General features: G+C 42.2%; 13 protein-coding genes and 1 tRNA gene. 10 read left to right on the top strand and 4 right to left on the bottom strand.

Annotation, left to right across the window (positions count from 1 at the left end; all coding sequences use genetic code 11):
* Positions 1-197 precede the first annotated feature (197 nt).
* The gene (locus tag BDE36_RS02725) at positions 198-476 is read left to right on the top strand and encodes an ISAon1 family transposase N-terminal region protein (protein ID WP_244939601.1); all 279 of its coding nucleotides are present in this window, start codon (positions 198-200) and stop codon (positions 474-476) included.
* On the top strand, positions 469-1,452 hold the full coding sequence (locus tag BDE36_RS02720; protein ID WP_244939602.1) for an ISAon1 family transposase: 984 nt from the start codon (positions 469-471) through the stop codon (positions 1,450-1,452). The genes BDE36_RS02725 and BDE36_RS02720 overlap by 8 nt, the downstream gene beginning before the upstream one ends.
* 163 nt (positions 1,453-1,615) lie before the next feature.
* Here BDE36_RS02720 and BDE36_RS02715 read toward each other — a convergent pair.
* Together BDE36_RS02715 and prfA are read right to left on the bottom strand one after the other, a co-directional pair.
* Positions 1,616-1,689 (bottom strand) — tRNA-Asp (locus BDE36_RS02715).
* Between the two features lie 128 nt (positions 1,690-1,817).
* Positions 1,818-2,891: a peptide chain release factor 1 gene (gene prfA / locus BDE36_RS02710; protein ID WP_141813649.1), complete on the bottom strand. Its 1,074-nt coding sequence runs from the start codon at positions 2,889-2,891 to the stop codon at positions 1,818-1,820.
* Positions 2,892-3,492: 601 nt separating this feature from the next.
* On the opposite strand from prfA, the gene BDE36_RS02705 reads away from it, so the two are divergent.
* The 5 genes from BDE36_RS02705 (at position 3,493) to BDE36_RS02685 (ending at position 8,889) form a co-directional block, all read left to right on the top strand.
* Positions 3,493-4,299, top strand: a complete 807-nt coding sequence (locus BDE36_RS02705; protein WP_141813648.1) for a hypothetical protein — start codon at positions 3,493-3,495, stop codon at positions 4,297-4,299.
* A 20-nt stretch (positions 4,300-4,319) separates the two neighbouring features.
* Entirely contained in the window at positions 4,320-5,084 is a 765-nt protein-coding gene (locus tag BDE36_RS02700) for a methyltransferase domain-containing protein (protein ID WP_141813647.1), read from the top strand.
* Positions 5,085-5,093: 9 nt separating this feature from the next.
* Positions 5,094-7,235 (top strand): sensor histidine kinase, encoded by a 2,142-nt coding sequence (locus BDE36_RS02695; RefSeq protein ID WP_128767955.1) that lies wholly within the window; start codon positions 5,094-5,096, stop codon positions 7,233-7,235.
* Positions 7,236-7,390: 155 nt separating this feature from the next.
* Positions 7,391-8,476, top strand: coding sequence for a hybrid sensor histidine kinase/response regulator (locus tag BDE36_RS02690; RefSeq protein WP_141813646.1), 1,086 nt, complete (start codon positions 7,391-7,393; stop codon positions 8,474-8,476).
* A 2-nt stretch (positions 8,477-8,478) separates the two neighbouring features.
* Positions 8,479-8,889 carry a response regulator gene (locus tag BDE36_RS02685; RefSeq protein ID WP_128767957.1) on the top strand — a complete coding sequence of 137 codons (411 nt, stop codon included), beginning with the start codon at positions 8,479-8,481 and terminating at the stop codon, positions 8,887-8,889.
* Positions 8,890-8,897: 8 nt separating this feature from the next.
* Here the strand turns inward: BDE36_RS02685 and BDE36_RS02680 are convergent, their stop codons facing one another.
* Positions 8,898-9,362, bottom strand: a complete 465-nt coding sequence (locus BDE36_RS02680) for a response regulator (RefSeq protein WP_141813645.1) — start codon at positions 9,360-9,362, stop codon at positions 8,898-8,900.
* Positions 9,363-9,445: 83 nt separating this feature from the next.
* Complete coding sequence (locus BDE36_RS02675) at positions 9,446-10,198, bottom strand: UDP-2,3-diacylglucosamine diphosphatase (RefSeq protein ID WP_141813644.1); 753 nt, start codon at positions 10,196-10,198, stop codon at positions 9,446-9,448.
* 195 nt (positions 10,199-10,393) lie between these two features.
* On the opposite strand from BDE36_RS02675, the gene BDE36_RS02670 reads away from it, so the two are divergent.
* From BDE36_RS02670 to BDE36_RS02660, 3 genes are all read left to right on the top strand, one after another.
* Positions 10,394-12,514: a prolyl oligopeptidase family serine peptidase gene (locus BDE36_RS02670; RefSeq protein WP_141813643.1), complete on the top strand. Its 2,121-nt coding sequence runs from the start codon at positions 10,394-10,396 to the stop codon at positions 12,512-12,514.
* A 145-nt stretch (positions 12,515-12,659) separates the two neighbouring features.
* Positions 12,660-13,898, top strand: coding sequence for a sensor histidine kinase (locus tag BDE36_RS02665; protein ID WP_141813642.1), 1,239 nt, complete (start codon positions 12,660-12,662; stop codon positions 13,896-13,898).
* Complete coding sequence (locus BDE36_RS02660) at positions 13,879-14,385, top strand: DinB family protein (protein WP_128767961.1); 507 nt, start codon at positions 13,879-13,881, stop codon at positions 14,383-14,385. The genes BDE36_RS02665 and BDE36_RS02660 overlap by 20 nt, the downstream gene beginning before the upstream one ends.
* Positions 14,386-14,398: the final 13 nt, after the last annotated feature.

Here is a 14,398-nt window from a genome sequence, read left to right as displayed (position 1 = left end):
TGCTCGATATTAACAACATTCTTCCCTTCGTTTAATTATATTGGATCAAGCGGAATACTTGGGGGATACAATGAAAAGTTGTTTTTTTGCGGAGAGTTAATAACACGTAAAAAGAGTAACCCTTGCAAGATCCATACCTACAGTTAGCGAGCATATTATTACCGAAAGGCATCTTAGAATTTTTTGAATTAACACAGGTGCTTCAAAGTGCAGCAGGCCTGCATATATATCTTGAAGAGAAGAATATCCTTCCCCAGGAATATCACAACCAAAAGCTGGAATCCAAGGGGTTCATGCCCGAAATCACCATTCAGGACTTTCCTATCCGGGGCCAGAAGGTAAACTTGTGTATAAAACGGCGCAGATGGGAAGTAGCAGATAAAGGGACTATAGTAACCAGAGACTGGGATTTAGTACAGAAAGGAGCGCGGATGACCACAGAATTCGCCGCTTTTTTAAAAGGAATATTTGGATAATTATCCGGTAAGCTGTCATCAACTGGGACACTATTTTAGGATTGACGGTAAACAGTTACAGGAACAATATAAAGATCATATCAGTACATTCCATCAGTGGGAACAGAAAGATCATGCTGCCGAATGGATGATATTCCCGGCCAACATGGGAGAATACCTCAGTATAGATGAAACGGCCCTCTCTGGCGGAGAATTGTATACTATAATCACTAATAAGGCTGCAAGAGGGAGAAAAGGGAGCATTGTAGCCATGCTGAAAGGCACTCAGGCCGATCAGATCATTGCAGTTTTAGAGCGTATATCATTCCGCCTGAGAAAAAAAGTAAAAGAAGTAACCCTGGATATGGCTGCAAATATGGCCAAAGCTATCCGAAGATGCTTTCCATCTGCCCGCCGGGTCATTGACCGGTTCCATGTACAAAAGCTTGCCAGCGATGCTGTTCAGGAGCTCAGGATCAGATACCGGTGGGAAGCTTTGGAAGAGGAGAACGGACGGATTGCCCAGGCCAGGAAAACCAAACAAAGCTATCAGCCTGAGGTGCTTCCTAATGGCGATACCCTCAAGCAGCTCCTGGCCCGAAGCAGATATCTGCTCTTTAAACACGAAAGCAAATGGACTCCATCACAAAAAGAACGTGCAGACATCCTATTTCCCCGCTATCCCCTGTTACATAAAGCCTATCAGTTAGCCCTCAGGTTAAGTAACATCTTTACCATCTGTAAGAGCAAGACACAGGCTTTTAAAAGACTGGCCATGTGGTATAATGATGTGGAAACTTCTGCTATTGATTCTTTCAGCACAGTAGCCAGATCGGTACAAAGCCATTACGAATATATCCTGAACTTCTTTGACAACAGAAGTACCAACGCCGCTGCTGAATCTTTCAATGCCAAGATCAAGGCTTTCAGAGCTACCTCCAGAGGTGTTAGAGATACTGCTTTCTTCTTATTCCGTCTTGCTAATATTTATGCTTAATAAAGCCTTCCCCCCAGGAATTCCGCTTGATCCATTATATTGTAACCCGGCACCTTTAGAAATTGATAAGTATAAAAGTGATGATTCGGATCCCCGATCCACGGTCCCGCGGATCTCAAAATCACTAAAAATACAAAAGCCACTCATTTCTGAGTGGCTTTTGCGGTCCGGACGGGACTCGAACCCGCGACCCCATGCGTGACAGGCATGTATTCTAACCAGCTGAACTACCGAACCGTTCCTTTTGGGACTGCAAATATAGCTTGTTTCTTTTATTTGTCAATATATATTTTCAATTAGTTCCCTTAAAGCTGACTATCAGGCAAATAATTTTCAACGAATATTCACAAAGTCGATTTTTAACTCTATATGCCCGATCCTTCTTTCATTTTCTCTGCATTTTCGGCAAATTGAAGGGCATCGATGATGTCCTGTATCTCTCCATCCATAATAGCCGGGAGGTTATACATCGTTAATCCGATACGATGTTCTGTTACTCTCCCCTGTGGATAATTATAGGTACGGATCTTCGCCGAGCGGTCACCGGTAGATACCATTGTCTTTCGTTTGGCAGCGATATCTCCTGTTTGCTTCTGAACCTCCAGGTCGTAAAGTTTACTACGCAGCATTTCCATGGCAAGCTCGCGGTTAGCAAGCTGAGAACGCTCTACCTGGCAAACTACCACCATCCCTGTCGGTTTATGGGTCAGTTGCACCTTTGTTTCTACTTTGTTTACGTTCTGTCCTCCTGCACCTCCCGAACGCGAAGTCTGCATCTCCACATCGGCAGGATTAAGATAAAAATCAACTTCTTCTACTTCGGGCAATACAGCTACGGAAGCTGCCGAGGTGTGAACACGTCCCTGTGTTTCGGTATCCGGCACGCGCTGTACACGATGCACACCCGACTCGTACTTAAGCTGGCCATAGACATCTTCTCCCGAAACCTTAAGAATCACCTCCTTGTAGCCACCTGCAGTACCTTCTGTTACGTCCACCACCTCCGTTCGCCAGCCTTTCTTCTCGAAAAACCGTGTATACATCCGGTAAAGGTCTCCAGCAAACAAAGCTGCCTCGTCGCCTCCTGTACCTCCGCGAATTTCGACGACTGCATTTTTAGCATCCTCGGGATCCTTAGGTATCAGCATCAGACGAATTCTCTCCTCCATTTCCTCTTTCTGCTCAAGCAAATCATCAAGATCAAGCTTCGCCATCTCGCGCAACTCATCGTCTTTCTCGTTATTGAGGATATCCCGGTTTGCATCTATATTAGATACGACATTGTGATATACCTTATACTCCTCCACGATCTTTCCCAGATCCTTATATTCCTTATTCAACTGAGCAAAACGTTTCATATCGCCGATGGTTGCAGGATCACTCAGCTCCCGCTCCACCTCTTCCCAGCGTAATTTTATCGCTTCTAATTTATCTAGCATGTTTTATTCAAAAGCAAAAGCATAGTCGGAGAACGTCCCCCAATGACTGATGCGGTTTATACTTATTTTTTTACAAAGTGCACAAAAATAAGGCTTTTTATACAAAAAGTAACGGCCATTAGGTTTTCGCCCGGGAAACTAGTTTAAGAACATAAAAGATAGCACAGGGGACTGGATAAACCCGGATAAATGCCTGACAAGTGTCTAACCAAAGCCTGATCTCGTCAGCATCTTGTCAGCATCTCCTCAGGATCATGTCAGACTAAAGTCTGACGAGAGTCTGACATGATGCTGACAAGAGCCTAATGAGATGCTGACAAGATCAGGTTCTGGTCAGGCACTGGTCTGGGACTTTTAAGGGATTGGAGTGATAAGTGTATCCCGGAGATTTACTTATGGATGCTACTTACAAGATAACAATGATAATATAGGGCCGTCTTTGAACATTAAACATGACCAGGGTATGATGCTCCTCCACGGGTAAAGCAGAACATCACATTATATACTGGGAGAGAACAAAAATAAATTGTTATTTTGGGGTTGGATTCGCTTTTTGCCTTTCGATAGAATATTTATGAAAATTTAGCGCAAAAGATTGCAGATGGACAATACTTTAAGCAAAGAGAAGCCAGTAGTACGACTAAGGGCATTCCGTGCGATTGATGACCCCGAGGCCTGTGCATTGTTTGTAGAAGGACATACGCATGTGCTTACTAATTTCGGGATTCAAAAAATCACCTCTGCAAGGCATGGATGGCTTACTAATCCGGCAGCTTTTGTGCTGATAGTAGAATCATTGGACAAAAAGAAAGTATATGGCGGCGCCCGCATACATGTTGCAGGCGGAAGTGAACCCTTACCCATTGAGCAGGCTACAGGAGCGATGGATCCGACAATCCATAGTCTGGTGAGAAAATATGCACTGTATGGCACCGGAGAAGGCTGCGGACTATGGAATTCAAGGGAAATCGCTGGCTACGGTATCGGCAGTATCTTCTTAACCCGCGCAGCAATATCGCTTGCCCCTCAGATCGGTATTAAATCGCTTTTTGCGCTTTGTGCCCCTTATACTGTAAAGTTAACCGAAACTGTAGGATACCGCCTTGAAACAAGGGTGGGAAATAACGGCACGTTTTACTATCCAAAATTAGATCTTATAGCAACAACAATGATCTATGAAGATATGGACGGATTAAGCACGGCAAGCGAAGAAGATCGCAACTCCATGATGGAATTAAGGAAAAACCTCAATATTGTTCGTACCGAGGTGTTAAGAAAAAAAGAAATAGAAATCCATTATGAGCTGGAGATTCCCAACCTGGATAAATGGAGCCTTGCCGACACTATCGCAAACTCTCAAAAAATACGCCCTGTTACTATTGACGAAAACAATCTGAATATCTTATAAAATTGCAATACACACACCAAATGTCAGATAAACACTACGACATCAGTTATCTGGAAGGAACTGCGTCGATCCTAAAAAAACTAAAGGAATATTCATATAATCCATTTACTGCCATTCTGAAAGGAACCGTCCTTGAGTTGGGTTGCGGCACAGGCATTGATGCCATTAATCTGGGTAACTTGCTGGGCAAGGAAGTAAAGATTGTTGGGATTGATCATGACTCCCGGATGATTGATAAAGCGATCAGCGCTGCGGCTGATAATGAGAATGTAGAGTTCATTCTTTCAGAAGCTAGTCCAATCCCTTTTGAAGATGCCACTCTTTCCGGCATTCGTACCGAAAGACTGATTCAGCACCTTAAAGAGCCACAGAAAGTAATAAACGAGGCTTACAGAGTATTAAAACCAGGACAACCGCTGGTTATTGTGGAAACCGACTGGAGCAACCTCTCGTTTTATAATGCAGATACTGCGATAGAAGAAAAAGTGAGCCGTTATCTTACTGATGAAAAAATAAATAATGGCAGGGCGGCCAGACAGCTTACCGGCTATCTCGAAAAAGCAGAATTCAAAAACATCAAACTTGAGGTATTTCCCTTCGCATTAAAGTCATTGAAAGAAGTTTTCACTTATTTGCTTATTGATCAGTCACTAACAGAAATGAAGAGCAAGGGGTATTTAAACGCTGAGGAATACGATTCGTTTATTGCTTCTTTGCAACGGGCCGATTCGAACCATTACTTTGCTTGCTCAATGAACCTGGTGGTAGCTTCTGCTTTAAAATAAATGACCCACATGCTAAAGAATTTTCTTATTGCTGTTCTTTTCGTTTTTGTTTGTTCTTTTTGCAAGGGACAGGTTGTTATTACAAAGTCTACAGAAAGGGTACTTGCGGGAAAAGAGTTGTTCACATTGCAGCCCAATAAGGAAATTGGCTTTAAAGAGGTCTTACATTCTTCAGACTTTGTTCCCTCTACGGTAACCGTACCTAATTTTGGCCTGAGCAAATCAAGTATCTGGCTAAAGTTTAGTATCAGCAATCAGTCGTCAGACAATCATTTAGTATTACATATTGCTTATCCTGAACTGGATAAGGTAGAACTCTTCTCGCCCGGAAAAAATGGCGACTACGAGCATATTTCATCGGGAAAGGATGTTTTCTTTAATACGCGGAAATACAAATCGCCGGATTATCTATTCGACCTCAATGTTCCGGTCAATACTACTAAAACTTTTTTTCTGAAGATACGAGGGGATAAACAAATTTTCCTCCCGATATATGTAAGCCGGCCAACAGCGCAGTTCCAACAAAGCAGCAAAGAAAATATGCTTTCGGGAATTTACATAGGTATCGTTCTGATCATGCTCTTTTACAACCTCTTTGTATACTTCTCGGTTCAGGACAGGAGCTATTTATACTATGTAATTTACATCTTTTTTGTAGGGCTTACGCAGGTTGGCTTAAAGGGCTATAATTTCCAGTATCTGTGGCCTGCCTGGCCTGGTTTTGATTCGAAAAGTATCATCTTATTCGCCTCAACCAGCGGATTTGCGGCCCTGCTCTTTACCAACAACTATCTTGAGGTTGGTAAAAACTTCAGAAGAGCACGACCGGCGTTATGGCTTTGCATGGGACTATTTATTCTCAGCTTTGTGCCTACTCTTGCCGGCAATATACCGTTAGGCTTTAAAATAATGCAGTCGGCTACTTCGCTGGCATCCATCGTTATATTCGTTACCTCGCTTACCATCATGATAAAGGGGTACCAGCCTGCGAAGTTCTTTTTCTCGGCATGGTCGGTGTTACTTGCCGGAGCTATTATCTTTTTGCTGAAAGATTACCAGATACTTCCCTATAACACTCTCACCAGCTATGCGATGCAACTTGCTTCGGCTATCGAGATGTCGCTGCTTTCCTTTGGTTTGGCAGATCGCATAAATATACTTAAGAAAGAGAAAGAGTTTTCGCAGGCAGAAGCGCTAAGGGTAGCCAAAGAGAACGAACGGATCATCCGTGAACAAAACGTTATACTCGAGCAAAAGGTTAATGAGCGTACGCTGGAGCTTAAAGAATCGAACGACGAACTCAATGTAACGCTTGAAGATTTAAAGCAGGCACAGAGTCAGCTGGTGGAATCAGAAAAGATGGCTTCGCTCGGGCAGTTAACGGCAGGAATTGCTCATGAAATAAACAACCCCATTAACTTTGTTACATCGAATGTAACGCCTCTGAGGAGGGATTTTGACCTGCTTATTGAAGCGCTGTCGTCAATTGAAGATATTGCTCTATCAGAGGAAACTTCAACGACAGATAAGCAAAAAAGCATAGAGAACATTAAGGAAGAGCTGGATTTCGATTACCTTAAAATAGAAATATCGCATCTTCTGAAGGGAATACATGAAGGAGCTACCAGAACAGCTGAAATAGTAAAGGGACTGCGTATCTTCTCGCGCGTTGATGAAGATGATTTAAAGAGGGCGGATGTTACCGCGGGACTAGAGTCGACGTTAGTAATTGTAAACAACCTTTTGAACAACCGGATCAGGGTAATTAAGGAATATGACAGTGTACCTCCGATAGAGTGTTATCCCGGCAAGTTAAATCAGGTATTTCTTAATATCCTTTCTAACGCCATACATGCTGTAAATAAAAAATTTGGTGAGAAACCTGGAGGAGAACTTAAAATCAGCACGTCTTTTAACGAAGAAAACGTTTTTATTAAGATTGCTGACAATGGAACGGGCATGGATGAGAATACCAGGAAGAAAATATTTGAACCATTTTTTACGACGAAAGATGTCGGCGAAGGCACGGGATTAGGGATGTCGATCGCCTTTAACACCATAAATAAACACCGCGGGCAGATTTTAATAGAATCAACCCCTGGCGAAGGAACGGAATTTACTTTGCAATTACCAATTATACATAAGTTATAGAGGCTGTTTCGTCATAGAATACAGCCGGTCACTTGTAAATGAGTTCGAGAAAAACACAACTGTTTTTCATTACAAACGTATAATAATTGTTAAAACACCATTTTTTGAAATTTTTGCTCTCGTTCCCACTAACAGAACCGTTTAGTTAATCGCTCATGTCAGAAAAAATAAAGATACTATATGTTGATGATGAGCCTAATAACCTGATCAGTTTTAAAGCTTCACTCAGAATGGACTGCAACGTGTTTATCGCAGATAACACAGTTGTAGCCGAGAAGTACCTGGCAGAACACCCCGATATCCGGATTATTTTCTGCGACCAGCGTATGCCGGAAAAAACGGGCGTCGAGTTCTTTGAAGAAATCAGAATCAAATATCCTTTGCCGGTACGTATACTGCTGACAGGTTATGCGGATATTGAATCGGTAATTGATGCAATTAATAAAAGTCACATCTTCAGATACGTGAGAAAACCATGGGTATACGAAGATCTGTTATCCTCGATTAAGGAAGCAAATAATTTTTACCTGGCAAACTCCATGCTGATTGTTAGAAACAATGATTTGCAGAAAGCCTATAATGAGCTTGATAAATTTGCCTATAGTGTTAGTCACGACATACGAGGGCCTCTCTCGGGCATTTTAGGTGCTATTAATGTATCTGCCGAAATGGATGAAATATCGGAGATTAAAGAGATGCTGGGCTTAATGGAAAAATCGGTGAAAAATCTTGATGCCTTTATCCAGGGCATGCACGATTATTATAGCCTGCAACGGGGAGAGTTATCTATAAAGGAGATAGATTTTGCTAAAATCACACGTGAACTGCAGGACATTTATAAAATATACGCTGCCGGCAGTAATACAGAGCTTGACATTAAAATTCAAACTTCGGAACCATTCAGAAACGATGAAATGCTGCTGATGAGCATTCTGAACAATTTATTATCGAATGCTTTTAAATATCAGAAAAGAGATACTACTTGTAAATCTGTTAAATTACTTATTGAGGTAAACAAAGGAAAGGCAACTATTGTAGTTAAGGATAATGGAATTGGTATTCCGAAAAAATACATTGGTGATATTTTTAATCTCTTTTTCCGTGCTACCTACCTTGGTTCGGGATCGGGATTTGGTTTATATAATGTTAAAAGTGCTTTGTTAAAACTTGGCGGGGATATCACAGTGGAATCAGAGGAAGACATCGGTACAACATTTACAGTTACAATACCTAATAAATAACTATGAAACTTTCGTTTATCGTGATCGACGATAGTGAACTCGATTGCTTTATCGCAGGTAAACTGATACGACATACGGGCAAAAGCTTAAACATAAAAACATATGCTAACGCTGCGCTGGCCTTAAATGATATCAGAAACCATCAGCCCGCAGACGACGTTACCACTGTAATTCTGCTTGATATTCTGATGCCGTTAATGAATGGATTCGATTTCCTTGATGAGTTTGAAAGCCTTCCTGAAGAATTAAAGAAGCGGTATTTTATAATTGCCATTACGTCGTCTTTAAATAAGAACGACATCGGGACTATCAGAAATTATGCTTCAGTAAGGGATGTAATCGATAAACCGATTAACATCAATGTAGTATCGAAAATACTTGAGAATAATAACCTGCGCTGGACGAAAGAATAGGTAAGCTATCAGGAAAGCAGTTTCTGCCTTAAAAGAAACTCGAGCTGATCATTCGATACTGCCAGTTTCCCATTCATTTCCTTTATATTTTTTCTCTCACTGTATACTTCGTATGCACGCTGTATTGTCATGTCGAGTTCGTTCTCATCCCAGGGTTTGGCAAGATAATGGAATATCTTTCCTTTATTTACGGCATCAACAACAGCGCCCATGTCGGCATATCCGGTTAATAAAATCCGCATCGGATCTGGATATTTTCCAATAATGTTCTCCAAAAATTCTACTCCGGTCATGTTGGGCATGCGCTGGTCTGTAATAATTACATCAACCGGTTTAGTTTCCATTATTTTGATTGCCTCATCGGCACTAATAGCAGTATAGACCTGATACTTGAGCCTAAAGGTAGCTTTAAAGGAGATGAGGTTATTCTCCTCATCATCTACGTATAGTACGGCGATTTTCTTATCCAGCATGATTGATAGACATTTAATGTTATAGTATGCAAATATATTACGTAAAAAACATAATAAAGGTTCCAATAATTAAACAAGCATTTTTATTGTTTAAAGTATTGCAACTTCAGTTCATTTCCATCGAAAACCCCGTAGGAATAATAGTTTATCCACTCGCCAAGATTAATGTACCGGCTGCTTTCGTTCAACGCAATATCCAGAGGCAGATGCCTGTGTCCATAAATAAAATAGTCGAAATGCTCTTTCTTAAGGATCTCCCTGCTATAGTCAACAAGCCATTCGCGGTCCTCGCCAAGAAACACTTCTTTTTTCATGTTTTTCAATCGGCTATGCCCCGACCAGCCAAGCGCAATGGCCATACCTAAATTGGGATGGATCCTTGCAAATAACCACTGGCATATCCGGCTTCTGAATATCTTTTTTAAGATTTTATATTTTGCATCGCCAGGGCCTAATCCATCTCCGTGATGGATATAGAACTTCTTCCCGCTACGATCGATGATTAACTCGTCAGAAACAATTGTTACTCCCATCTCCTGAGTGAGGTAACCGAACATCCACATATCGTGATTGCCCTTAAACATGGTGACCTTCACTCCTTTATCTGAGAGTTCGGCCAGCTTACCCAAAAAGCGGATAAAACCGCGGGGAACCGCCCTTTTGTATTCAAACCAAAAATCAAAGATATCGCCCACAAGATATAGCTCCGCGGCATCTTCCTTTATCGAATCAAGCCAGTGAACTATAAGTGCCTCGCGTTGTCTGCTTTTAGAATAATCAGGTACTCCAAGGTGAAAGTCTGAAGCAAAATAAATTTTGTTGCGCTCTTCTGCCATGCTGGTAATAGCACAAAGCTAATGTAAAAGGCCGAAACCCAAAAGGTAAAAGCTCGGGATGGTTAAAAGCGTTTAGAAGATAAATATAAAATTGTATTTTGCGCTTTAGTAGCAGTATAAAGAATAAATGGCAACACTAACAGTATATGTTTTCCGTTGTATCTAACACCGCATCATCGACGCTATATTCAAGATATGAAAAAACTTTGCATCTTCATGCTTATTACCGGGCTTACACTTCCCGGCTTTGCTCAAAAGAATTCAAAAAAAATGATTCAATACCCCGTTACTAAAAAAGGCAACACTACGGATACGTATTTTGGGAAACAGGTCCAGGACCCTTACCGCTGGCTCGAAAACGACAGGGCCGATGATACAAAGGCCTGGGTGACTGAAGAAAATATAGTTACTCAAAATTACCTTTCAAAAATACCTTTCAGAGAAAAGATAAAACAGCGCCTTGAGAAACTGTGGAACTATGAGCGTTACAGCGCCCCCTTCCGTGAAGGTGAATATATTTACTATACAAAAAACGACGGACTGCAAAATCAGTCGGTAATGTACCGGCAGAAAGAAGGCCAGGAGCCAGAAATATTCCTTGACCCCAATAAGTTCTCTTCCGACGGAACGACCTCTCTGGCAGGCATAGATTTTACCAGGGACGGAAGTCTTGCTGCTTACCAGATTTCTGAAGGAGGATCTGACTGGCGTAAGGTGATTGTACTTAAAACGGCCGACAAGAGCGTTGTGGGAGATACGCTCGTTGATGTCAAGTTTTCAGGATTGGCATGGAAAGGAAATGACGGCTTCTATTACAGCAGTTATGATAAACCTGTTGCCGGAAGTCAGTTGTCGGGAATGACGCAACACCATAAGTTATACTACCATAAACTGGGCACCCGGCAGGATCAGGATCAACTGATTTTTGGCGGAACGGCCACACCAAGAAGATACATTGGCGCTTCGATTACCGAAGATGGCCGTTTTCTGGTAATAACAGCTGCGAACTCGACAACTGGTAATGAGCTATACCTGCAGGACTTAAGCAAACCGGGCAGCGCTATTGTAAATGTTGTTAACAATTTCGACAACGAGCATTATATCATTGACAACGAGGGAAGCAAACTATTCATTTTTACTAACTTAAACGCACCCAACAACAAGGTGGTGAGTGCAGATGCAGCAAATCCGGCTCCTTCAAACTGGAAGGATGTCATTGCCGAAACGGAGAACGTTTTGCAAGCAGGAACAGGCGGCGGAAAATTATTTGCGAACTATCTGAAGGACGCAGCGTCATTAGTACTGCAATACGATATGAATGGTAAGCTCGAACATACCGTCAGCCTTCCAGGTGTGGGAACCGCTTCCGGCTTCGGTGCAAAAAGGAATGAAACGGTTCTGTACTATACCTTTACTTCTTATGTATATCCGGCGACTATCTTCAAATACACCATCGCTTCAGGGAAATCTGAAGTGTACAAGAAGTCGGGAGTGCAGTTTGATCCTTCGAAATACGAGTCGAAGCAGGTTTTCTACAACTCGAAAGATGGCACGCGCATTCCAATGATCATCACTCATAAAAAAGGGATCAAACTTGACGGCAGCAACCCTACCCTGCTATATGGCTACGGGGGATTCAATGTTAGTTTAACTCCGGCCTTCAGCACTTCTAACATTATCCTACTGGAACAAGGCGGAATTTATGCAGTAGCCAACCTCCGCGGAGGAGGGGAATACGGCGAAAAATGGCATACGGCAGGTATTAAATTGCAGAAACAGAATGTATTTGATGATTTTATAGCGGCGGCAGAATACCTGATTGCTAATAAGTACACATCAAAAGAGAAACTAGCCATCTCGGGAGGCTCGAACGGAGGTCTGCTTGTGGGAGCTGCAATGACTCAGCGGCCTGAACTCTTTAAAGTGGCGCTTCCTGCAGTAGGCGTGCTGGACATGCTACGCTACAACAAATTTACCGCCGGTGCCGGATGGGCATATGATTATGGCACAGCAGAAGATTCTAAAGAGATGTTTGACTATCTTGTTAAGTACTCTCCTTACCATGCTCTCAAGCCAGGTACTGCATATCCGGCTACGCTTGTTACTACGGCCGATCACGATGATCGTGTAGTGCCTGCTCATTCGTTTAAATTTGCTGCACGCCTTCAGGAATATCATAAGGGGCCAAACCCGGTTCTGATACGGATTGAAACAAAAGCGGGACACGGCGCAGGAAAATCTACCGCTCAGGTAATTGCAGAACAGGCTGATAAATGGGCCTTTATGCTATATAACATGGGGTACAAGGAATTATGAAAAGTATCAAGACACAAGTAGCAAGTATCAAGATATAAGTAGCAAGTATCAAGACACAGGTATCAAGAAAATTTATAAATGAATATGTAAACTGATGGTGTCTGCCTAGTGCTAAAACTAAACGCCAACAGCTAACTACTAAATAATGAATCCATACGAGCAGAAACGACGCTGGAAATTTCTTTTACTTGCCTTTGCTATGGTAATAGCTGCAGCGTCGCTCTGGTATAGTTACTATCTCGTGAAGAACATTTCTCTTTCGGAACGAACGAGGGCTGAAGTGTGGGCCATGAGTACTAAAAAGATCGTTGAAATTGAGGATATAAACGATGAGTTTCTTACCTATATCTACTCGGTACGCGACAGTCTGACCATGCCCGCTATCCTTACAGACGAACAGGACAGCATCATATACTGGAAAGGGCTGGATAGTACAAAGACGAATATTCCGCAAGAAGCTGCCACCATTGAGTCGCCGGTTTACAACCAGAAAACATACGATCCTGTTTACTTTAAGATGCAACTGAACGAGATGAAGTTGCAGCATGTACCCATTGTAATTACCAAGGATAATGGCGAAAAGTGGTTTGTATATTATAAGGATTCTCTGCTGTTAACCCAGCTGCGCGTATTCCCTTACATCCAGCTTACTGTTGTGGCGCTTTTTCTTTTGGTTGCGTATACTGTTTTTAGCTCGTCGCGACGATCTGAGCAGAATCTGGTTTGGGTTGGATTGGCCAAAGAGACAGCTCATCAGTTGGGAACGCCTATTTCTTCTTTGATGGCATGGATAGAACTATTGAAATCAAAGTTTAATGCCGAGGAAGACCCGCTGATCCTTGAAATGGAAAATGATATAACCCGGCTTGAAATGGTGGCCGACAGGTTTTCTAAAATAGGCTCAAAGCCGGTCCTTCAAAGCCACATCGTTTTTGACGTGGTTAAAGATTATGTTAACTACTTCAAGGTAAGGGCGAGCGACAGAATTAAATTTGAAGTTTCGGGAGATACTGAGGTTGAGGCCCTGATGAACGTCCCACTTTTTGACTGGGTTGTAGAAAACCTCTTAAAAAATGCAGTAAATGCGATCGAAGGAGAAGGAAGAATAGAAGTACGGGTTATTGAAAATTTAGTTAAAGAACAAGTGTTTATCGATGTTGTCGATACCGGCAAGGGAATTTCCCGGCTTAAGTTTGAAACAATATTTCAACCGGGATATACAACCCGTAAAAGAGGCTGGGGACTGGGTTTATCCCTGACCCGCCGCATCGTCGAAAACTACCATAAGGGTCAGATTTTCGTGAAAGACTCTGAGCCCGGCAAGGGCACTACAATGCGTATAATCTTAAAAAGCAGCACACAATATGAACCGGCCACAGCCTGACGAACATGCGCCTTTCTATAAAGGATATATAGAAACTGTAGCAGACGATGTAATCGATGAGCTTGAAACCCAGGCACATGCTTTTCCGGATTTCCTTAAAGCGTTACCACCGGAAAAAGCGGACTATGCTTATGCAGAGGAAAAATGGACTTTAAAAGAACTTCTGGGTCATATAATAGACACTGAGCGGATTATGACGTACCGTATCCTCTGCATTTCCCGCCAGGATCCCACCCCTCTTCCTGGATTCGATGAAAACGAGTACGTGAAAAAATCCAGTTATCTAAATCAGGATTTTGGGAAACTTATAGAGGAATTCGGGGTTCTAAGGAGAGCCAACCTGTACTTATTCCGCTCACTTCAGGAAAGCGAATTATCATACAGAGGAATGGCTAATAATTGTACAGTTAGCGTTAGAGCACTTTTATTTATTATAGCGGGGCATGTCAATCATCATCGCAGAATCATAACTGAAAGATATTTATGATTACAGGCGCAAA

This window comes from Arcticibacter tournemirensis (assembly GCF_006716645.1).
GTDB classification, from domain to species: Bacteria; Bacteroidota; Bacteroidia; order Sphingobacteriales; family Sphingobacteriaceae; genus Arcticibacter; species Arcticibacter tournemirensis.
Note: the sequence above shows the minus strand (reverse complement) of the source record. Positions and strands in the feature narration are given on the sequence as shown.

What these genes read in the sequence shown, in the direction of transcription:
- prfA (WP_141813649.1), bottom strand. Translation starts at nt 2,891, where the DNA reads ATGCTAGATAAATTAGAAGCGATAAAATTACGCTGGGAAGAGGTGGAG.
- BDE36_RS02705 (WP_141813648.1), top strand. Translation starts at nt 3,493, where the DNA reads ATGGACAATACTTTAAGCAAAGAGAAGCCAGTAGTACGACTAAGGGCA.
- BDE36_RS02700 (WP_141813647.1), top strand. Translation starts at nt 4,320, where the DNA reads ATGTCAGATAAACACTACGACATCAGTTATCTGGAAGGAACTGCGTCG.
- BDE36_RS02695 (WP_128767955.1), top strand. Translation starts at nt 5,094, where the DNA reads ATGCTAAAGAATTTTCTTATTGCTGTTCTTTTCGTTTTTGTTTGTTCT.
- BDE36_RS02690 (WP_141813646.1), top strand. Translation starts at nt 7,391, where the DNA reads ATGTCAGAAAAAATAAAGATACTATATGTTGATGATGAGCCTAATAAC.
- BDE36_RS02685 (WP_128767957.1), top strand. Translation starts at nt 8,479, where the DNA reads ATGAAACTTTCGTTTATCGTGATCGACGATAGTGAACTCGATTGCTTT.
- BDE36_RS02680 (WP_141813645.1), bottom strand. Translation starts at nt 9,362, where the DNA reads ATGCTGGATAAGAAAATCGCCGTACTATACGTAGATGATGAGGAGAAT.
- BDE36_RS02675 (WP_141813644.1), bottom strand. Translation starts at nt 10,198, where the DNA reads ATGGCAGAAGAGCGCAACAAAATTTATTTTGCTTCAGACTTTCACCTT.
- BDE36_RS02670 (WP_141813643.1), top strand. Translation starts at nt 10,394, where the DNA reads ATGAAAAAACTTTGCATCTTCATGCTTATTACCGGGCTTACACTTCCC.
- BDE36_RS02665 (WP_141813642.1), top strand. Translation starts at nt 12,660, where the DNA reads ATGAATCCATACGAGCAGAAACGACGCTGGAAATTTCTTTTACTTGCC.
- BDE36_RS02660 (WP_128767961.1), top strand. Translation starts at nt 13,879, where the DNA reads ATGAACCGGCCACAGCCTGACGAACATGCGCCTTTCTATAAAGGATAT.